The 19,157-nt window shown below is 71.1% G+C and carries 18 protein-coding genes and 1 pseudogene; 10 read left to right on the top strand and 9 right to left on the bottom strand.

The window, feature by feature from the left end; all coding sequences use genetic code 11:
* Positions 1-3 precede the first annotated feature (3 nt).
* Positions 4-1,680 (top strand): family 20 glycosylhydrolase, encoded by a 1,677-nt coding sequence (locus ACZ60B_RS10300; RefSeq protein WP_469385579.1) that lies wholly within the window; start codon positions 4-6, stop codon positions 1,678-1,680.
* Positions 1,681-1,943: 263 nt separating this feature from the next.
* On the opposite strand, the pseudogene ACZ60B_RS10295 reads toward ACZ60B_RS10300, so the two are convergent.
* Positions 1,944-2,238, bottom strand: a pseudogene (locus ACZ60B_RS10295) (IS630 family transposase); the annotation flags it as partial.
* Between ACZ60B_RS10295 and ACZ60B_RS10290 the strand changes: the two are divergent.
* Positions 2,230-2,382, top strand: coding sequence for a hypothetical protein (locus ACZ60B_RS10290; RefSeq protein WP_469385766.1), 153 nt, complete (start codon positions 2,230-2,232; stop codon positions 2,380-2,382). The pseudogene ACZ60B_RS10295 and the gene ACZ60B_RS10290 sit on opposite strands and share 9 nt — an antisense overlap.
* Positions 2,383-2,896: 514 nt before the next feature.
* Here the strand turns inward: ACZ60B_RS10290 and ACZ60B_RS10285 are convergent.
* The 3 genes from ACZ60B_RS10285 to ACZ60B_RS10275 all read right to left on the bottom strand — a co-directional run bounded on the left by ACZ60B_RS10285 (position 2,897) and on the right by ACZ60B_RS10275 (position 5,519).
* Positions 2,897-3,337, bottom strand: a complete 441-nt coding sequence (locus tag ACZ60B_RS10285; protein WP_469385578.1) for a hypothetical protein — start codon at positions 3,335-3,337, stop codon at positions 2,897-2,899.
* A gap of 240 nt (positions 3,338-3,577) precedes the next feature.
* Entirely contained in the window at positions 3,578-4,456 is an 879-nt protein-coding gene (locus ACZ60B_RS10280; protein WP_469385577.1) for a GNAT family N-acetyltransferase, read from the bottom strand.
* Positions 4,457-4,643: 187 nt separating this feature from the next.
* Positions 4,644-5,519, bottom strand: a complete 876-nt coding sequence (locus ACZ60B_RS10275; protein WP_469385576.1) for an IS5 family transposase — start codon at positions 5,517-5,519, stop codon at positions 4,644-4,646.
* Between the two features lie 956 nt (positions 5,520-6,475).
* Between ACZ60B_RS10275 and ACZ60B_RS10270 the strand changes: the two genes are divergently transcribed.
* On the top strand, positions 6,476-7,804 hold the full coding sequence (locus ACZ60B_RS10270) for a TraB/GumN family protein (RefSeq protein WP_469385575.1): 1,329 nt from the start codon (positions 6,476-6,478) through the stop codon (positions 7,802-7,804).
* A gap of 549 nt (positions 7,805-8,353) precedes the next feature.
* Here ACZ60B_RS10270 and ACZ60B_RS10265 read toward each other — a convergent pair.
* Together ACZ60B_RS10265 and ACZ60B_RS10260 are read right to left on the bottom strand one after the other, a co-directional pair.
* The gene (locus tag ACZ60B_RS10265; protein ID WP_469385574.1) at positions 8,354-8,767 is read right to left on the bottom strand and encodes a PIN domain-containing protein; all 414 of its coding nucleotides are present in this window, start codon (positions 8,765-8,767) and stop codon (positions 8,354-8,356) included.
* Entirely contained in the window at positions 8,764-9,027 is a 264-nt protein-coding gene (locus ACZ60B_RS10260; RefSeq protein WP_469385573.1) for a type II toxin-antitoxin system VapB family antitoxin, read from the bottom strand. The genes ACZ60B_RS10265 and ACZ60B_RS10260 overlap by 4 nt, the downstream gene beginning before the upstream one ends.
* A gap of 928 nt (positions 9,028-9,955) precedes the next feature.
* On the opposite strand from ACZ60B_RS10260, the gene ACZ60B_RS10255 reads away from it, so the two are divergent.
* Positions 9,956-10,921: an aldo/keto reductase gene (locus ACZ60B_RS10255; RefSeq protein ID WP_469385572.1), complete on the top strand. Its 966-nt coding sequence runs from the start codon at positions 9,956-9,958 to the stop codon at positions 10,919-10,921.
* Between the two features lie 158 nt (positions 10,922-11,079).
* Positions 11,080-11,472: a PPOX class F420-dependent oxidoreductase gene (locus ACZ60B_RS10250; RefSeq protein WP_450660919.1), complete on the top strand. Its 393-nt coding sequence runs from the start codon at positions 11,080-11,082 to the stop codon at positions 11,470-11,472.
* 18 nt (positions 11,473-11,490) lie between these two features.
* On the opposite strand, the gene ACZ60B_RS10245 is transcribed toward ACZ60B_RS10250, so the two are convergent.
* Entirely contained in the window at positions 11,491-12,021 is a 531-nt protein-coding gene (locus ACZ60B_RS10245) for a cysteine hydrolase family protein (RefSeq protein WP_469385571.1), read from the bottom strand.
* A 281-nt stretch (positions 12,022-12,302) separates the two neighbouring features.
* Between ACZ60B_RS10245 and ACZ60B_RS10240 the strand changes: the two genes are divergently transcribed.
* From ACZ60B_RS10240 to ACZ60B_RS10220, 5 genes are all read left to right on the top strand, one after another.
* Positions 12,303-15,644, top strand: a complete 3,342-nt coding sequence (locus ACZ60B_RS10240) for an AfsR/SARP family transcriptional regulator (RefSeq protein ID WP_469385570.1) — start codon at positions 12,303-12,305, stop codon at positions 15,642-15,644.
* Complete coding sequence (locus ACZ60B_RS10235) at positions 15,641-15,850, top strand: hypothetical protein (RefSeq protein WP_469385569.1); 210 nt, start codon at positions 15,641-15,643, stop codon at positions 15,848-15,850. The genes ACZ60B_RS10240 and ACZ60B_RS10235 overlap by 4 nt, the downstream gene beginning before the upstream one ends.
* Positions 15,805-16,188, top strand: coding sequence for an MFS transporter (locus ACZ60B_RS10230; RefSeq protein ID WP_469385568.1), 384 nt, complete (start codon positions 15,805-15,807; stop codon positions 16,186-16,188). Before ACZ60B_RS10235 ends, ACZ60B_RS10230 begins: the two co-directional genes overlap by 46 nt.
* A 289-nt stretch (positions 16,189-16,477) precedes the next feature.
* Complete coding sequence (locus ACZ60B_RS10225) at positions 16,478-16,702, top strand: hypothetical protein (RefSeq protein WP_469385567.1); 225 nt, start codon at positions 16,478-16,480, stop codon at positions 16,700-16,702.
* 108 nt (positions 16,703-16,810) lie between these two features.
* On the top strand, positions 16,811-17,599 hold the full coding sequence (locus tag ACZ60B_RS10220) for a hypothetical protein (protein ID WP_469385566.1): 789 nt from the start codon (positions 16,811-16,813) through the stop codon (positions 17,597-17,599).
* Between the two features lie 60 nt (positions 17,600-17,659).
* Here ACZ60B_RS10220 and ACZ60B_RS10215 read toward each other — a convergent pair whose 3' ends face one another.
* Both ACZ60B_RS10215 and ACZ60B_RS10210 read right to left on the bottom strand, forming a co-directional pair.
* On the bottom strand, positions 17,660-18,775 hold the full coding sequence (locus ACZ60B_RS10215; RefSeq protein ID WP_469385565.1) for a hypothetical protein: 1,116 nt from the start codon (positions 18,773-18,775) through the stop codon (positions 17,660-17,662).
* A 127-nt stretch (positions 18,776-18,902) separates the two neighbouring features.
* Positions 18,903-19,157: hypothetical protein (locus ACZ60B_RS10210; protein WP_469385564.1), on the bottom strand; the 255-nt coding region annotated here is incomplete at its 5' end.

Genomic DNA, 19,157 nt, shown 5'->3' with positions numbered 1-19,157 from the left:
CCCATGACTCACGACATCATCCCCGCGCCGCTGCGGACCGACCTGCACGACGGCGTCGGCCTGGCCGTCGCGCCGGGCACGGTTCTCGCAGGCAACCCCGAACTCGCCGACGTGATCCGCGTGTTCATCGACGACGTGGCCCGCGACACCGGTCTGCGACTGGCTCGGGAGGCCGCCGGCACCGAGCCCTTGATCCATGTCGAACTCGTCACCTCCGGTCCCGAGACCGACGAACTGGCCGCCCTGCCGCAGCCGCTCGGTCTGCGGGCCGACGGAGACGACGCGGCCGCCGAGAGGTACGGGCTGGAGATCCGCGACGGCCGTGCGCGAGTGTGGGCGATCACGGCCGAGGGAGCCCACCGCGGCCTGACCACCCTCCGCCAGTTCCTGACCGCCGGACTCCGCCCGGACGGCACCACCCAACTACCGCCCCTGCGGGTCCTGGACGCGCCCCGGTACGCCTGGCGCGGCCTGTCCCTGGACGTCGCACGCACCTTCCACGACGTGGACCAGGTGCTGCGCGTCCTGGACATCCTCAGCCTGCACAAGCTCAACGTGCTGCACCTGCACCTGACCGACGACCAGGGCTGGCGCGTGCCGATCACCAACTGGCCCGCCCTCACCGAGACCGGCGGCGCCGACGCGCTGGGCGACCGGCCCGGCGGCTGGTACACGGCCGAGGACATCGGCCGCATCATCACCCACGCGCGGCAGCGGCACATCACGGTGGTGCCGGAGATCGACATGCCCGGCCACTGCCGGGCGGTGTTCGGCGCCTACCCCCAACTCGCACCCACTGCCGGGCAGATCGTGCAGGGGCCCGTCCCGATGGGGACCCTCGATCCCGAACGGGAGATCACCTGGAGCTTCGTCCGCGACGTCCTCACCGACGTCTCCCGGCTCTTCCCCGATTCCGTCTACCTCCACCTCGGCGGCGACGAGGCCTTCGGCATGGCGGACGACGCGCACGCCGCGTTCTGCGACCGTGTCCGTGAGATCGCCCGCGAACTGGGCCGGAAGACCGTGGCCTGGCAGGAGACCGCACGCTCGGCCGTCGGCCCCGAGGAGGTCGTCCAGTACTGGATCGACGTGGCGGAGATGCGCGAGGTCCTGGACTCGGGCGCCATGGCTCAGATGATCCCCGCGGAGATGGTGGCGATCGTCGCCGAGACGATGGCCAAGGCCGACCAGGACGTCGACCGCGCCGCGGCCAAGGGAGCCCACGTTCTGCTCTCACCCACGTCCCACCTCTACCTCGACCGCCCCTACGCCGAACCTGCCGCCGACGCCGACGGCGAGGTCCGGCGCGCCCGGGTAGGCCTGCCCGTCTACCCGCCCAAGACCGTCGAGCAGAGCTACGGCTGGGATCCGGCCGACGCGCTCGCCGCCGCCATCTCCAATGGGGCCGCTCCTGGGGCCGAGGCCACCGCCGCGGGTGTCGAGGCCGCGGTCTGGTGCGAGACGGTCACCTCGGGCGAGGACCTGGAATTCCTGCTCCTGCCCCGCCTCGCCGGCATCGCCGAACGGGCCTGGTCACCTGCCGGAGCCGGAAAGTGGGAGGAACACCGCAGCCGCCTCGCCGTCCAGTCGACCGCATGGCACCGCCGCGGCTGGACCTGGTTCGCCTCCACCCTGGTCGACTGGCCCTCGCCCGCCGCCACGGGCGAAGAATTGGCCTGAACCTCCGACCCCTCCGTCGCGGGCCGGTGGCAGGCCGGTTCGCGACGGACTCCCGAAGCCGGGCGGCGTGACCGCTCCCCGGCCGGACCCCCGGCGGTGGCGGGGGTCCGGCCGAGACGCCGCCCGGCCGCGGCAGCGACCCCGTCGCTGCCGCGGAAGGTCCCCGGTGCACACCCCGCACCGGGGGCCTTCTCAGCCGGCGGTCCTCTCGAACGTTGTCGTTCCACACCGTGCAGCCGCCAAGAACCGCCGGACAGACCCCGGTGACCTGAGCCAGAGATTCGGTGGCAGTAGGCGGCGACTTCGTCGAGGATCTCGTCCGCTGTCTTCGTCCGGACGAACGGTCCGGGGTGCTCCTTCCAGTCGACGCCAGGCCCGGATGCCGCGTTCGAGGGCCTGGACGGAGCGGTGGGCGCCGCGCTGGAGCTTCTTCTGGGTCAGTTCGGCGAACCACCGCTCGACCAGGCTCAGCCAGGACGCACTGGTCGGCGTGAAGTGCAGGTGGAACCGCGGTCGGGCCAGCAGCCACCGTTTGATGTCGGGCGTCTTGTGGGTCGCGTATTCGCCACCCACTCCGTCGACGGAAACTACTGGCTCACCGCCCTCGGCCTCATCCTCGGCACCGCCGCCCTGTCCACCACCCTCCCCTGGGCCTCCAAGCCCTCCTCGGCATGCCGGGATTCGCCCTCGGTGGCGCGCTGATGATGCTCCTGGGCAACCCGCTCTCGGGACTTGCCGCCGGACCCCACTGGCCCCCCACCGGCTGGGCCACCCTCGGCCAGCTCCCCCTCCGGGCGCCTCCGGCAGCCTGCTGCGCGCCAACGCCTTCTTCGACGGCTCAGCTGCCGGACTCCCGGCCCTCACCCTCATTGTCTGGGCCGGCATCGGAGTGGGCCTCGCCCTTGTCACCGACCGGCGCGGCAGGCGCCCCGCCACCGCCCGCTCCGAGGCAGCAGCCGCCTGAACGCGGACTGCGGGGCATTCTCATAGATGTTTATCTGCGAGAGCCCCCGGAGTGATCACGTTTCCGCAGGTCGTCGTTCGCAAAAGTCCTCTCGAAACCCGCATGTTGTGCGAGGCGCCTTTGCGGGACTTCCCGGATGGATCTCCCGCCCGACCGGGCCGCGTTGGCGGTCTTGGTATGTCTGGCGCCGACGCTGTCACTCCCGACGACGATCAACTGGCCAACTCGCCAGACAAACTGGAGATTGGCCGTTCAGATGTGTGTCTCCAGCTCGTCCATAATGGCGCAGAGGCGGTCACTCAGCCACGTTCGGTAGTCGATCAACGCCTTGCCTGTGATACCTCGCACGACCACCGTTGAGGACGTTGCAGTGCCGGTGACGCTCACAATCGCCAACAGCGGATCCTCGTGAAACGTCCTCGTCCACCCAAATCGAGCACTGCGGCCACCGTAATCGAGGTTGCGCTCGGTATAGCGAGACCGTTGGGCGTAGGCCATGATGATCTCCCATGCGCGATCGGCGCTGCATGCGAAGTCACGGCTCAAGGAGTCTTCCCACAGAGGCCACGCTTGGTTGACCTTCTCGAACATCCTGCCTGCGAGTTTCCCGGCGAAGCCTCCACCAGGGGCTCCTGTGATGGCGCTGGCAGCACGTCCTCCCACGCTGGCAGAACGAGAAACCACCTGCCCCATGACGCGAGCATAGGCTTGCCGTTCATCATCTGCGACCACAATTCCCCCTTGACGTTGACGCCGTCAGCAAAACACGCAGACGGGAACTCGAGGGGCCGTAGCGCCATGACCTACGTGGAAGGTACGTGTCCCGTCGCTACGGGCGGTAAGCAAAAGGCGCTGGATTGCTGGAGTGCTAGGGCGTGTATCGAAAGCGCGGACAGGCCAGGCGGGGTGATGCCCCGGCCCGTCCGCTCTCTGCTAGAGGTCGAGCTGATGCTGATGTGTCGTGTGCGTGGGTGTGTAGCCGAGACCGTCGTTGATCCGTCGCATGTGCGCGTTGCTGTCGGCGGTGTCGGTCAGGAGGCCACCGAGGTCCGGATAGTCCCTATGGGCTTGTCGAATCGACTCGGCTTTCATCCATCGGCCGAGGCCGTGACCACGGTGCTCGGGCAGCACGCCCGTGCCGTAGTGCTGGCCGTCACCTGCGCCATTGCCGGGGATGACGAGTTCGGTGAAGGCGGCGATCGAGCCGTTGGAGGCGTCGATGGCGACAACGGTGTGCAGGTGGTCGCCTCGCTGTTCGACGGCCTTCGCCGCGGCCCGCACGCGGTCCACGTCCCAGGCCACGGTGCCGTACTCGGCGTCGTCCATGGGCATGTCGTCCATGGCGCGGCGTGAGGCGGCGAATGTCTGGGCGAGGCCGTCGGGGACGGTTCCCTGCCATGACGTCAGCCGGTAGCCGGGATGAGGACGCTCGACGATCCCAGCCAGGACGGTGGTGTCCACCTCGGCCATTGTCAGGCGGGTGTACCTGAAGGTGAGGACCTTCCGGAAGCCGCGCGCTGCCAGGAAGTGGTCGCCGGGCGATCCGGCTTCTGCCTGCGCGACGACGCGGCGTCGGGCGTTGTCCCGGGCGGTGGCCACGGCGGTGTCGAGGAGCCGGGAGCCGATGCCCTTGCGGCGCTCCGCAGGATGAACGCGGAGGTCGAGCTCGGCCAGATGCTCTTGTCCGCCGTCGAGCAGGCGCAGGAAGGCGGTCCCGGCAGGGATGGAGTCCGCGTCCGACGCCAGCCAGGCAAGACGCCGGCCGTGCGGCCCGTGAGCGGGGTCGGTCAGTGGGGTGATGCGAAGGGACAAGGTGTCTCCGTCGTGAGGAGGTGGCAAGAGTCAGTACGCGAGCTCAACTCCTGGGCACTCGTGCGCATGTGCTCTACACCTCCTGGTCGACAGCGCCGGCCTGCACCGATGCGGGCGGCTGGGTGAACCTAGCTGGCCAATTGGCTCCTGGGCAACGGATTAACGAAGAGGCGGTATGCATGTGTGGTCACAGCCACTCATTGATGGCCGCGACGAGGACGGTCGCCTCATAGCGGACCGCGAGTTTCTCGTATCTCATGGCGACAGCCCGGTTTCTCTTGAGCCGGTTGATCCCGCACTCGACCGCATGGCGCTCGCGGTAGTCAACCGGGTCAAAGCGCGGCGGCCGACCGCCGCGAGAGCCCAGCTTCTGACGGTTGCGGGCCTGGTCTGCCTTGTCCGGGATGGTGCAGCGGATCCCACGTCGGCGCAGATATGCGCGGTTTCTGCGAGAGGCGTACGCCCTGTCAGCCCGAACCCGATCGGGACGAACACGTGGCCTGCCCCGCCCGATGCGGGGCACGCGAACTTTCTCCAGCACCGGTTCGAACTGCGGTGAGTCTCCACGCTGCCCTGCCGTCACCACGATCGACATGGGCTTCTGCCCCTGCTCGACGGCCAGGTGCAGCTTGGTGGTGAACCCACCACGCGACCGCCCCAGCCCGTGATCACCAGGCTCGGTGAAGACACCACCCGGTGACTCCTTCTGCAGGTCACCCCGCTTCCGGGCCCCGGCCGCATGCTGATGGGCACGGCATACCGTGGAGTCGACGCTCAGGTCCCACACGATCGCACCCTTCGCGTCGGCCAGGGACTGGAGCCGAGTGAGAATTCGCTGCCAGGTGCCGTTCCGCTGCCATCGGCGGAACAGGTCGTAGACCCGGCTCCACGGCCCGTACTCGACGGGCACATCTCTCCACGGGACACCGGTCCGGACCCGGAACCGTATGCCGTCGATCAACTGCCGCCGAGACCAGACAGGCGGCCGCCCCGCCCTGGCACCCTTCGGCAACAACGGTTCCAACACCGCCAACTGTTCGTCCGTGAGATCTCCCCGCCCCATGAACCGTGATCATTCACAGTCCAAGATCCACTTTCGATACACGGCCTAGTGCACCCGCCATGGCGTATGTCGCTTTAAGCTCTGCGTAGACGCACGGCCTGCGGAAAGGCCACAGAGGCTCCGCCCCGGTTCAGGGGCGGAGCCTCTCCGCGTTGGAAGCAGAATCCGCTTCGGGCAGGTTCCTCTGCTGGGTCCGAGCTGCCGGGATCCTTCTCCAGATGCTGGAGTTCGTCCCCACGAGAACGCGTTGGGGACGCGTTGGGGACGCAAGGACGGGAACGGATGGGCAAAGACTGCCGAGCATGAGCGTGCAGCACGCGCTTTGAGCTGGGAAAATGTCAAGGATGAGCGCAGAAAGACAAGGGCCGCCAAGATCTTCAAAGGACTCATAATCCGTCGGCCGTGGGTTCGAGTCCCACCCGCCCCACCACGCAATGTGGCCGAAGAAGCGTTCCGACCGGCAACCTCGTTGGTCGGTCGGACCTCGGAGCGGCCCTGGCCGTCCTGATCGATCACGTTCTCGCGGGTGTGGGGACAGAGTTGGGGACGCCGATCTCCGGCGAACCGGACTTACGGTGTGAGTGGCGCTGCGGGGCCGTCGCTCGCCTGTTCTCGGTGCTGTCCCCCTGTCTTGGGATCACGGCTGAAGCGGGCGTGCCGAGGCCGTGCAACGGCCTGGTCTGACAACGGCCCAGCCTCGGCGGCGCCAGTGGCGCTGGACCTGGCCGCGACGCGCGGTGGCCTCATCGCCCGGAACACCCGGCACGGCCTCCGCGAGACCGGCGGGGGTGTCCTGGTACTCGTCCACGAAGACGATCGGGAGCCGGTCGGCCGCCAGGACCCGGGTGAAAGGGCAGTGTGCCTGCACCCGTACCTGCCCGCCCGGACGTACCGCCGAGCAGGGCGGAGCGGTGACGCTGGATGTTCCCAGTCCGTGTCTCAGGGGGGACGCACGCATGCGGGCGCAGCAGGCCGGTGACGAGCAGTGGGAAGGACCGCGGCGCCCGGGAGCCGCGAAGGCCGTGCGACAGCCCCGGTCCGGCGATGGAACGAGCGCAGAGTCGGCGCTGCGACTCCAGCGTCTCGCCGGGAACGCGGCGGTGTCCCGCATCATCGACGAACGGCGGCACGCGCACACCGCGGACTGCGGGCACACACACCCCGTCCGGCGTACGGCCGCTCCTGTGGTCCAGCGCATGGAGCAGGACGAACTGCACCAGCACCCGCCGGGCCCCGCGCTGCGGGTACGGGGTCCCCGCAACTCCCGCGCGAGCGACCGCACACCGAACGCGCTGACAGCGGCCGAATGGCAGAGTTTGCCGCCGGCCACCCGGGACGCCGGCCACAAGCAGCGCGTGAACATCGGCACGGACCCGCAGACGCTCCAGGAGACCGATCCGCTGCTCCACTACAGTCTGGGCAACGTCCGCAGGCTGGCTCCGGGCGTTCCCCCGACGGCCGGCCGCAACGAGGTGCTGGAGGGCATCGGCCGTGCCGACCCGCGGACGCTCGGCCACTGGAACCGCCAGGACGCACGCGACACACAGCTCGGCCACGACGCCCGGGACGCACGCGACATGTACACGGAGACTTCCGAGGGCCGGCAGCAGCGCCACCAGGCCGTGGAGGACACCCTGGCCGACGCCGACTCCCAGGACGCGATGGGCGACCTGAGGGCGCTGCTGGAGCGGTTCGAGGGCGTGGCCATCGGCGGCGCCCATTCCGGGGCACGGATCTGGCAGTTCCTGTGCACGCACATGGAGCAGATCCAGGCCGCCGGTGTGCGCACCCTCTACCTGGAGAGCATCCGGGACGACAGTTACCAGCAGCACGTCGACGCGTACCTCGCCGGCGGAGCCATGGCCCCCAGGTTGCGGGCGTTCCTCACCCGCTACGACAACAGCATGAACCTGGGCGCGACCGGGCTGGGAGCGGCGCTGGAGGCCGCCCGGACGCACGGCATCCGGGTCAAGGGCCTGGACGGTCGCCCGGCCCGCCGTCCCACGATGTCGGCGACCGCCCTCTACGAGCGAGTCGCCGCCATGAACACCTACGCTTCCCAGGCCGTCGCCGACGACCGGCGCCGTCCGTCGGCGGCGGGCGGCTACCTCATGGAACTGGGCAGCTCGCACACCGGCTTCTACGCGGGGCCGCCGCAGAACGCGTCGGTGCACGGGGCGCAGTTCCAGGCGGACGAGGGCTTCCCCGGCGTGGACGACCTGCTGGGCATCCCGGCGGTCGGCTACCAGGACGACGACCGCTTCCGCCGCCTGCCCAACTCCTGACGGCAGGGCCGGGCCGCGGGAACTGCCGCTCACGGCGCCGGTATACGCGGGGCCTCGTGCGGGACGCCTTCCCGGAAGTCGTCCGGCGGTCGGGGGGAGCCACCCGCCAGTACGCCCACGGAGCGTCCGGACGTGAGGGGGACCAGCGCGTCAAGGGCACATGGTGCGTCCTTGGCCGTATCAGCCGCTCGGGCGGGACGGGCTGAGTACCGGAGCAGCCGACGAGCGGCGCGGTCACGGGTCAGCCCGGGGCTGCGGCTCCCCTGCGGCCCTCGGTCTTCCCTCTTTTCCTGAGCGGGGAGTTCCCGGCCGCAGCTCGTAGCCGCCGTCGGCCTTGGGGCCGGCGGCGACGCTGCCGTCCAGGAGTTCGGCGCGCTGGCGCAGGTCGGCCAGACCGTGGTGGGAACCCGGGAGACACGGCGCGGGGCGGTCGGGGGCCGTGTCGTCCGGTGACCCCTGGGTGTCGGGAGACGGCCCAGGCCACAGCGGACTGACCGCCAGGCGCCTGGGTCGGCCAGAAGCTCGGTGCCCGTCGGCACCGTGCGAGCTTTACTGCCTGAGGTCGATGGTGCGGACCGGCTGCCCTGTCGCGCGGGCGATGGTTTCGAAGTCGCGGTCGTAGTGGAGCAGAGTGAGTCCCGCTTCTTCCGCGGCTGCGGCCACCAGGAGGTCCACGGGGCCCGCGCTGCGGTGTTCTCCCTTGGAGGTCAACTGTTCCTGGATGACGCGGGAGCGGCGGTAGACACCGTCGGGCATGGGGCACCAGGCGTAGTGGGCGTCGAGTGCCGACTTCAAGCGGGCGCGGTCCGTGGCCGAACGGGCCGAGTAGAGGACTTCCAGTTCGGTGAGGTCGCAGATCGCGACGAGGCCGGCGGCGATCCTGTCGTCCCATTCGGCCGTGTTCTGGCGGAGCAGGACGCGGGCAAGGGCGGAGGTGTCGATGAGGTAGTCGGCGACTGTCACTCGTGCGCTCCGGTGCCGCGGTCATCGTCCACCGCGCCCCCACTCGTGGGGCGGTATGCGCTCTTGTCCAGCAGTAGGTCGATGTCCAGAGCGCCCTCGGCCACCAGTTCGCGGGCCTCGTCGAGTGCTCGCAAGCGCCGGTAGCGGGCCGTGACTTCCCGCAGCGCGGTGTTGATGGTGTCGCGTTTGGTAGAGGTGCCGAGCTCTCTGGCGGCTGCCTCCAGTGCCTCGTCGTCGAGATCAATGACCGTCCGACTCATGGTGGCCTCCTTTACCTGAGTGCATCAGATGAAGTGTATCAAGATGCAAGATCTTTTATATATTCCCGCTGCGAGGTCGTAACCGTTCGTGTGGGCCAGGGACTGGCCGATGGGCGGGGAGTGGGCACCGGAAAGGCCCTGGCGGATTGAGGGGATGCTCCAGATGGAGGCCGTTATTTCTTGCGCCAGACCGCGTGGTCGGGTTCTGGCAATCCGTCTTCGACGGGACCGCTGGCCAGAAGGACCGTGGTGCGGTCGGGCAGCCTGTACGCCTCGTCCTACAGATTGAGCACGCACACGAGGCCGGGATCGCGGTGGAAGGCGAGGATGTCCGGCGGGGTGTCGAGCCAGGTCATGGTGTTGTCGCCGAGGGCAGGGTGCTCGCGTCGGATGTGTAGGACGGTGCGGTGCGTCGGCCGTGGGTTCGAGTCCCACCCGCCCCACCACACACCACGTCCGCACGGTCCGGGTGACCGAGGACGGTCCGCAGCCCTCGCCGGGAAAAGGGGGTCCTCGCGTCCCTCGGGCACCATCGGCGGGCTTCCTGAGCCTCCCGCCTTTCCGAACCCCGCCCGCACAACCCCCGCCCGCGTGGTCTTCGGACGCCCGGAGGGGCGACGGGTGGGAGTCCGTAATCCGTCAGGGGTTCGCGGCCCGCTTCTCGGCGAGGAACGCCGTCGGCTCTTCCGGCACGAGGTGCCCCGCTTCCGGCTCCGCCCACCGTCGCGAGGCATCGTCGCTCTGCCGGTGAATCCCAGGTCAGCGGTTCTTTCGGCGGGTTGTCGTCCCCCTTGCGCGCTCCGACAGCGGGACGAAAGACCGCGTGGCTAGTTTCGTTCCCGTCAGCCGCGGCCGCGTCGGTCCGCGGTGCACGACCACGGGATTCCGACGTATTCGCGACCGCCCGACGGCGGAAGGAGAGCAGGAAGTGCGCCTGAGAAGTCTGGGCAACACGGGAGTCAAGATCGGCAGCGTCGGTCTCGGGTGCATGGGGATGAGCTGGCTCTACCAGGAGTCCGCCCGGGACGACGAACGCTCCGTGCGGGTCATCAACGAGGCGCTGGACCTCGGCGGGAACCTGCTGGACACCGCTGATCTCTACGGGGCCGGCCACAACGAGACGCTGCTGGGCAGGGCCGTCGCGGGCCGCCGCGACGAGGTCGTCATCGCGACGAAGTTCGGCATCGTCCTGGACGGTCTCGAGCAGCGGACGGCCCACCGCGACAACTCGCCGGCCTATGTACGCAAGGCCGTCGAGGCCAGCCTGCGCCGGCTGGACGTCGACGTCATCGACCTCTACTACGTCCACCGCATCGACCCCGCCGTCCCGCTGGAGGAGACCTGGGGCGTGATGGCCGAACTGGTCGCGGAGGGCAAGGTGCGCTGGCTCGGCCTGTCCGAGGCCACCGTCGCGCAGGCCCGCGTCGCGCACGGGATCCACCCGGTGACCGCCGTCCAGTCCGAACTGTCGCTGTGGACGCGCGACGCGCTGGAGGGGGAGGCGGGCGGGATCGTCGGCTGGTGCGAGAGCGTGGGGGCGAGCTTCGTCCCGTTCGCGCCGCTGGGCCGCGGCTTCCTCACCGGCACCCTGCACGCCGGCCGGTTCGAGGACAACGACTTCCGCACCGCCAACCCGCGTTTCCACCGTGCCGCGATGGAGGCGAACCAGCGCATCGTCGACGGGATCAGGGAGGTCGCCGACCGCCGTTCGGTCACGCCCGCCCAGATCGCGATCGCGTGGACGCTGGCGCAGGGCGAGCGGGTGGTGCCGATCCCCGGCACCAAGAACTCGCGCTACCTGCGGGAGAACCTGGCCGCGGCGGAGGTCCACCTCGCCGCGGAGGACCTGGCCGACCTGGCCGCCCTGCCCACCGCCGTCGGAAGCAGGTACTGAGCCCCATGGGCGACGAACCGCGCCCCGCCGGCGTCGCACCCGGCGGCACCGGGCGCGTGGGCGGCCGGGGCGGCGAGCACGACGGCGGGTCCCGACGGCCGGTGCGGACTGCTCACCGCCCCGCGGGGCGAACGACGAACAGTGAGGGAACACACGGTATGAGTCTCATTCCGGACAGCCACCGGGATCTGCTGGAGAGGCCGCTCTTCGGCCATCTGGCCACGATCCGGGCGGCGGGCGACGGCCCCCAGGTGAACCCGATGTGGTTCTCCTGGGACGGCGAGTACGTCCGCTTCACCAACACCACGGTCCGCTACAAGTACAGGAACATCACGGCCGACCCGCATGTCGCGGTCTCGGTCAACGACCCGGACCAGCCGTACCGCTACCTGGAGATCCGGGGCGAGGTGGTCCGCATCGACGACGACTCCTCCGGTGAGTTCTTCGCGCAGCTCGCGCAGCGGTACGGCATGAAGCTGGACGGCCCGCCGCCGGACGTCGCCCACCGCATCGTGTACGTGGTCAGGCCCACGGCGGTCAGCCACCAGTGAACCGGCGGCACCGCGAGGTCAGTCGGCGTCGGCCCCCGCGGGCACGAAGTCCGAGACCGGACCGGTGCGCGCGCCGAGCGCGGTGAGCCGGTCGAGCGCCTTGCGGTGCTGCGCCTCGTCCACGCTCGCCGTGGCGTCGGAGACGACGACCCCGTAGCCCAGGCGCACCGCCGTCGCGGCGGTGGCCGCGACGCCGTGCGCGGTGGACAGTCCGGCGATCACCACGTCGGTGACGCCCTCACCGCGCAGGCGGTCGTGGAGATCGGTGCCCTCGAAGGCGTCGAGGCCGTGCTTGGTCACCAACTGCTCGCCGTCGCGCGGTTCGAGACCGGGGACCAACCGGTTGGCGGCGGCGCCGACACCGCCGTCGGCGCCGTCGGCCCGCACGTGACGGACGAGGACGACGGTCGAGGAGCCGGTGTCCGCGAACCGCTCGCGGAGCCTTGCGCAGGCCTCGGCAACGGCCTCGCCGCCGATCGGCCGCCACGGCATGTCGACGATCCACCGTTGCAGATCGATCAGGACAAGTGCCCTGCGTGCGCGGGTCATTCGGTTCCCCCAGGTCCCCCAGGACGGATGATCGGCGGTCCGCCGCCACCCTGACAAGGGGAAGAACAGAGCCCGATGGAAAGGCGGATCGCGACGCAGGAAACCAGCGGTGTCTCATCGGCCCGGACGGGCGTGCCGGTCCCCGCGTCGGCACGATCCGCCGGACAGGCCCTAGGGTGGCGATCGCATGGCCGAGGGTCCCCTTGTCCGCGCTCCGGCAATGGCGCGCTGCGCGGCACCGGGAGGCCGTGCACACGTCTACGGGGGATGACAAGAACCGCATGGTGCGAACAGAACTCGTTCCATTGCCGAGCTCCGGCGCGCCCGGTGCCGGGAACAGCTTCGGAATACTGGGAACGCTCGCCGTCCGGGTCGCGGGCAAAGAAGTGGTGGTCGATTCCGGGAAACTCCGGGTACTGCTGGCCGCGCTGCTGCTGCGGGCCGGCTCGGTGGTCGACAACGACCGTCTCGCCGAATGGCTGTGGGACGAGCGCAAGCCGTCCAACCCGCGCGGGGCGCTGCACACCTACGTACGACGGCTGCGGATGCTGCTCGGCGACGACCTGGTGGGGACGGCGGCCGGCGGCTACCGGATCGACGTGGCCGACGAGGAACTCGACCTGACGCGGTTCCGCCGGCTGGTCCGGCTGGCGCAGCGGACGGAGACGCCGGAGGAACGGACACGGCTGCTGGCCGAGGCGCTGAGCGCCTGGCGGGGCGCGCCGCTCGCGGACATCCCGTCGGACGCGTTACGCCGTGACGAGTCGCCGGCGCTGGAGGACGAACGGCTCGGTGCCCTGGAGGCGTACTTCGAGACCGAGCTCCACCTCGGCCGGCACGCGCAGCTCGTGAAGGAGCTGCGTACCGCCGCGATGGACAATCCCCTGCGGGAGAACTTCTGGAGCCTGCTGATGCTGGCCCTGTACCGCTCCGGTCGGCAGGCGGAGGCGCTGGACGTCTACCAGCAGGCCCGCCGTGAACTCGTCGAGCAGCTCGGCGTCGAGCCCGGTGAAGGGCTGCGCACGCTGCACGCGGGCATCCTCGAATCGGACCCCGCCCTCGCGGCGCCGCACGGACCGCGTCTCGGAGCCGTCACGGTGCCCGCCCAACTCCCGCCCCTGGCCCTGGGATTCGTGGGCCGGGACGATGTCGTCGGCCGGATCGAGGCGATGCTCCCGCCGGTCTCGGACCGCACCGGGGTCCCCGTCGTGGTCCTGTCCGGGCCGCCCGGGGTGGGCAAGACGGCGCTCGCGGTGCGGCTCGGCAGCCGGGTGCGGGGCGCCTTTCCCGACGGGCAGCTGTACGTGAACCTGCGCGGCTACGAACAGGGCGGGGCACACACCCCGCTCCCGCCGGACCAGGTGCTCTCGCAGTTCCTGCGCAGCCTGGGCGTGCCCGCGGAGCAGATCCCGGTCGACCCGGTCGAACAGGCCAACCTCTTCCGGTCGAAGCTGACCGGGAAGAGCGTGCTGGTGGTGCTGGACAACGCGTCCGGCGTCGAACAGGTGCTGCCGCTCATCCCCGGCGACCCGGGGTGTTCCGTACTGATCACCAGCAGGCGGCAGTTGCGCTCCCTCGCGGTCACGCACGGCGCCCAGGTGGTCCGGGTCGGCACGCTCAGCGAGCAGGAGTCCGCCGACCTGGTCACCGGCATGATGCGGCAGGCCGCGGTGGCGATCGAGCCGGACGTCGTGCGCGAGGTGGCCGCCCTGTGCTCGTATCTGCCGCTCGCGCTCAGGATCGCCGCCGCCAACCTCATCGGCGCGCCCGGCGGGCAGACCGAGGACTACCTGGAGAGTCTGCGGCGCGGCAACCGCCTCGCCGCCCTCTCCGTCGACGGCGACACGACGTCCGCCGTCTCCACGGCCATCGCCCTGTCGTACGACGCGCTGACCCCGGACGACCGCGCGGTCTTCCGGCTGGCCGGGCTCTTCCCCGGCTCCGACTTCACACCGGCCGCCGTCTCGGTGCTCGCCGACATCAGCGAGGCGCAGGCGCGCACCGGCCTGAGCCGTCTGGAGACGGCCAGCCTGCTGCAACAACCCGCCCCGGGCCGCTATCAGTTCCACGATCTGCTGCGGGAGTACGCCCAGGACCGCGCGCTCGCCGAGCACGGCGCCCGGGAGCGGGCCGAGGCGCTGGAGCGGCTCGGCCAGTGGTACCTGGCGGGCGCCTGCGCCGCGGCGGACGTCCTGTACTCGGAGTTCGTGCGGCTCGCCCAGCCGGAACGCCCCAAGGCGACCTTCGAGGTGCCGCAGTTCCCGGACGAGAGCCACGCGACGGCCTGGCTGCTGGCCGAGCGGCGCAACCTGATGGCCTGTGTGCGCCACTTCGGCACGCACGGCCCGTACCACCTGTCCTGGCATCTGGCCGACGCGCTGCGCGGCTTCTTCTGGACGGGCAAGTACCGCACCGAGTGGCGGGAGACGACCGGCGTCGGCCTGAGCGCCGCCGAGAGCCTGCACGACGAGCGCGGCATCGCGTCCATGCACCGCAGCCTCGCCAACCTCCACAACACGCTGGGCGACTACGAGCGGGCCATCGCGCACCAGGAGAAGAGTCTCGCGCTGCACGACCGGCTCGGCATGGCCGAGGAGGTCGCGGCCACGCTCAACAACATGAGCCTCGCCCACCTCAGCCTCGGCCGGGGCGAGCAGGCGCTCCGGGCGGCGCGGCGGGCCCTCGCCGCCGCGCACACCCTGCGGTCCCCGCGCCTGGAGGCCAGCACCCAGGGCCTGCTGGGGTTCATCCACTGGACGCGCGGCGACATGGCGCGCGCCACCGAGTGCCTCACGGCGTCACTGGCCACCGCGAGCGGCCTCGGCCTGCACCACATCAGCTCGTACAGCCTGCGCAACCTGGGCCTGGTGCGCCAGGCCACCGGGGAACCGGCCGAGGCACGGTCCTGCTTCACCCGCGCGCTGAAGGTGTCCGAGTCCATCGACTCCTCGTACGACAGAAGCATCTCGCTGTACGGCCTGGCCCTCGTCGACCTGGACATCGGCCGGTACGAGAGCGCGCTCGACTCGGCGCAGCGGGCCCTGAGTTCCTTCCAGGAGGGCGGCGACCGCACCTACGAGGTGGAGACGCTGTGCCTGCTGTCGGCCATCGGGGCGGGCCTCGGCTCACCGGCCGAGTCGGCCCGGCACGCGGCCGCGGCGCTCGACGGCGCCCGGCAGATCGGCTACGTCGACGGCGAGGCGTACGCGCTGGCCCGCATGGCCGTCACCGACGGCCTGCTGGGCGGCCGGAACGCCGCCCGGTACGCCGAGGAGGCCCGGCTGCTCGCCGAGGGGAGCGCCAACCACATCGCCCGCAGCAAGATCCTCCTGGAACTGGCCCCGCTCCACCTGAGTCTGGGCGACCCACGGCAGGCCGAGGAGTGCGCGCGAGGAGCGATCGCCCTGTCCCGGCCGATCGCGCAGCGCCTGAACATCGCCAGGGCCAAGCACGTCCTGGGTGCCGTCGCCGCGGCCGACGGCGACCACCCGCGGGCGCGCGCGTACTGGACCGAGGCCCTCGAGGCCTTCACCGAGATCGGCGTCGCCGAGGCCGACGACGTCCGCGCACGGCTCGGCATCCCATCCGCCGCACGACCCCCGCTCGGGAGGGCGACCTCGTGAACACCGACACCCTCGCCGCCGATGTGCCTCATGTCTCCGTCGGACGGGAGCGGCTGCGCCCGTTGCCGGCCGGCTCCGTCGGCAACGCCATGGAATGGTTCGACTGGGCCACGTTCGTGACGTTCGCCGCGCTGCTCGGCCCGCAGTTCTACCCCTGTCGGTGTTCGCCGTCGGCTTCCTGTTCCGGCCGCTCGGCGGCCTGCTGATCGGCGCGTACTGCGACCGCCACGGCCGCAGCACCGCCCTGCGGCTGTCCCTGCTGATGATGGCGGCCGGCAGCCTGCTGATCGCGCTCGCCCCGCCCTACCGGACGGCCGGCGCGCCGGCCCCGGCGCTGCTGGTGGTGGCCAGGGCGCTGCAGGGACTGTCCGCGGGCGGTGAGGGTGCGGCGATGAGCACGTACGTGAACGAGATCGCGCCGGCCGGGCGCCGCGGACTGTACTCCAGCGCCGTCCACATCAGCACCACCCTCGGCTCCCTCGCCGCCACCCTGTTCGCGCTGCTGCTGCACGACACGCTCACCCCGGCTCAACTGGGAGGCTGAGGCCGGCGTGTTCCCTTCGCGCTCGGCGCGCTGCTCGCCCTGTACGGCTGGTACCTGCGCGGCCGGATGCGGGAGACCCCCGTCTTCGAGGCGGTGCGGGAGCGGCCGGACAACCCCGTGCGGCAGGTGCTGCGTACCCACCCGCGTGCCGCCGTCCGCGTGGTCGGCTTCACGCTGGGAGCGACCGTCGTCTACTACACCTTCGCCTCGTACCTGCCGCTCTACGCCCAGCTCCGGTACGGCGTACCGGCGAACGCCGCGCTGACGGCCGCCGTCGGCGACGCTGGAGATGTTCCCGACGGCGCTGCGGTCGAGCGGCATCGGGCTGCCGTACGCGCTGACGGTGGCCGTGTTCGGCGGCACGGCGCCCTACCTGATCGAGTACCTCTCCGCGCACGGGCACGCCGGCTGGTACCCCTGGTACGTGGTGGCGCTCTGCCTGATCAGCACGGTGTCGTTCCTCCGGTACCGGGAGACCAAGGACGTGGACCTGGCGGCCGTCGGGGAGCGGTGACCGGGAGCGGGCAACCACGGGCGGGCCTCGCGGGTCTAGGCAGCGTGACACTCCAGCAGGCCCCGCCGTGAGAGGCCGGTGGGGCCGAGGCTCCCGAAGGGGGATTCCATGCGCATCCGCCCGGCCATGACCGTCGCGTCCCTGGCGACCGTCCTGTGCGTATCGGTGATCCCGGCGGCCGCCCAGGCGGCGGGCCGGGACACGTCCGGCGGCACGACGTTCTCGAACGTCGTCGTCAACGGCGGCAAGGACATCGTGCTCGGCCTGACCACCCGGACGACCGTCACCCTCACCTGGACCGTGCGGGACCCGGACGGTGTCGCCGCGTCCTGGGCGTACCTGTGGCACGGCCCGAACACCGACGACGCCGACGGCCGCCTGCCGCTCTACCCGCCGGCGGGCACCTGCACCGTCTCGGCCGCCGACCCCACCGTCTCCACCTGCAAGGTGAGCTTCGCCGTGAACGCCCGGGACCTCCACCGCAACGCCCTCGCCGGCACCTGGAAGGTGCTCGCCGAAGCACAGGACAACAGCGACGACTGGACGGCCGTCGACGTCGCCGGCACGGCGTCCCTCAAGCGGTACGCCAAGGTGACGGTCAACGCCTCGCCCGAACCCGTGAAGAAGGGCCGGACCGTCACGGTCATCGGCAGGCTGACCCGCGCCAACTGGGAGAGCGGCACCTACACCGGCTACGCGGGGCGGCCGGTCGCGTTGCAGTTCCGCAAGAAGGGCAGCACCACCTACACCACCCTCAAGACCGTCACCAGCGGCACCGGCGGGACGCTGCGGACCACCGTCAAGGCCGGAGCGGACGGCTACTTCCGCTTCCGCTTCGCCGGTACGACCACCACCGGACCGGCCACGGCGGCAGGGGACTTCGTCGACGTCAGGTGAGAGCGCACAGAGGCGCCTCGCGGAGCGAAACCCCGCGAGGCGCTGAACTGATCTGAACGGTCAACCCTGGGTGCCGCCGTGGGTGTTGCCGCCGCCGCCGCCCTGGGTGCCGCCTTGGGTGTTGCCGGTGCCGCCGCCCTGGGTGCCGCCTTGGGTGTTGCCGGTGCCGCCACCCTGGGTGCCGCCTTGGGTGTTGCCGGTGCCGCCGCCCTGGGTGCCGCCTTGGGTGTTGCCGCCGCCGCCACCCTGGGTGCCGCCCTGGGTGTTGCCCCGGCCGCCACCTTGCGTGCCGCCTTGGGTGTTGCCGGTGCCGCCGCCCTGGGTGCCGCCCTGGGTGTTGCCGCCGCCGCCACCCTGGGTGCCGCCCTGGGTGTTGCCGCCGCCGCCACCTTGCGTGCCGCCCTGGGTGTTGCCGGTGCCGCCGCCCTGGGTGCCGCCCTGGGTGTTGCCGGTGCCGCCGCCCTGGGTGCCGCCCTGGGTGTTGCCGCCGCCGCCACCCTGGGTGCCGCCCTGGGTGTTGCCCCGGCCGCCACCTTGCGTGCCGCCCTGGGTGTTGCCGGTGCCGCCACCTTGCGTGCCGCCCTGGGTGTTGCCGGTGCCGCCGCCCTGGGTGCCGCCCTGGGTGTTGCCGGTGCCGCCACCTTGCGTGCCGCCCTGGGTGTTGCCGCCGCCGCCACCCTGGGTGCCGCCCTGGGTGTTGCCGCCGCCGCCACCCTGGGTGCCGCCCTGGGTGTTGCCCCGGCCGCCACCCTGGGTGCCGCCCTGGGTGTTGCCGCCGCCGCCACCTTGCGTGCCGCCCTGGGTGTTCCCGGTGCCGCCACCCTGGGTGCCGCCCTGGGTGTTCCCGGTGCCGCCACCCTGGGTCCCGCCCTGGGTGTTGCCGCCGCCGCCACCCTGGGTGCCGCCCTGGGTGTTGCCCCGGCCGCCACCTTGCGTGCCGCCCTGGGTGTTGCCAGTGCCGCCACCCTGGGTCCCGCCCTGGGTGTTGCCGACAACGAGCCTGCAGACCCGCTTCGTGTGCTGCTGATTCCACTTGCAGACCGTCTTCTCGACCTGAGTCTGAGCGCTGCTCGGCGCAGGCGCCGCTGTGGCAGGGGACCCGACGGTGGCGAGTCCTCCCGCGATCACCACCGACACGATTGCTGTGGCTGTCTGCTGCTTCCGACTGAGCCGCACGACGTGCTCCTTTTCCTATTGCGTGATAGCGATGCTTGCTTGGCGTTCAGTGCTGTGTGACGCGGACCGCCGGGCGCCTGGGGAGACGCAGCGAATGAGCCGCGGATTTCGTTGTTCTCCGCGCACCTCAAGGTGTTGTCGACGTGGCGTTGCTGGTCGGTGTTCCGGTCGGGGTGGTGCCGGTGGTCTCGGTGCCGCCGCCCTGGGTTCCGCCTTGGGTGTTGCCGGTGCCGCTGCCCTGGGTGCCGCCCTGGGTGTTGCCGGTGCCGCCGCCCTGGGTTCCGCCTTGGGTGTTGCCGGTGCCGCCGCCCTGGGTTCCGCCTTGGGTGTTGCCGGTGCCGCCGCCCTGGGTTCCGCCTTGGGTGTTGCCGGTGCCGCCGCC

It is taken from the genome of Streptomyces sp. NPDC104096 (assembly GCF_055584385.1).
This window is presented reverse-complemented; position numbering and strand designations above follow the sequence as displayed.

What these genes read in the sequence shown, in the direction of transcription:
- ACZ60B_RS10300 (WP_469385579.1), top strand. Translation starts at nt 4, where the DNA reads ATGACTCACGACATCATCCCCGCGCCGCTGCGGACCGACCTGCACGAC.
- ACZ60B_RS10285 (WP_469385578.1), bottom strand. Translation starts at nt 3,337, where the DNA reads ATGGGGCAGGTGGTTTCTCGTTCTGCCAGCGTGGGAGGACGTGCTGCC.
- ACZ60B_RS10275 (WP_469385576.1), bottom strand. Translation starts at nt 5,519, where the DNA reads ATGGGGCGGGGAGATCTCACGGACGAACAGTTGGCGGTGTTGGAACCG.
- ACZ60B_RS10270 (WP_469385575.1), top strand. Translation starts at nt 6,476, where the DNA reads ATGCGGGCGCAGCAGGCCGGTGACGAGCAGTGGGAAGGACCGCGGCGC.
- ACZ60B_RS10260 (WP_469385573.1), bottom strand. Translation starts at nt 9,027, where the DNA reads ATGAGTCGGACGGTCATTGATCTCGACGACGAGGCACTGGAGGCAGCC.
- ACZ60B_RS10250 (WP_450660919.1), top strand. Translation starts at nt 11,080, where the DNA reads ATGAGTCTCATTCCGGACAGCCACCGGGATCTGCTGGAGAGGCCGCTC.
- ACZ60B_RS10245 (WP_469385571.1), bottom strand. Translation starts at nt 12,021, where the DNA reads ATGACCCGCGCACGCAGGGCACTTGTCCTGATCGATCTGCAACGGTGG.
- ACZ60B_RS10240 (WP_469385570.1), top strand. Translation starts at nt 12,303, where the DNA reads ATGGTGCGAACAGAACTCGTTCCATTGCCGAGCTCCGGCGCGCCCGGT.
- ACZ60B_RS10225 (WP_469385567.1), top strand. Translation starts at nt 16,478, where the DNA reads ATGTTCCCGACGGCGCTGCGGTCGAGCGGCATCGGGCTGCCGTACGCG.
- ACZ60B_RS10220 (WP_469385566.1), top strand. Translation starts at nt 16,811, where the DNA reads ATGCGCATCCGCCCGGCCATGACCGTCGCGTCCCTGGCGACCGTCCTG.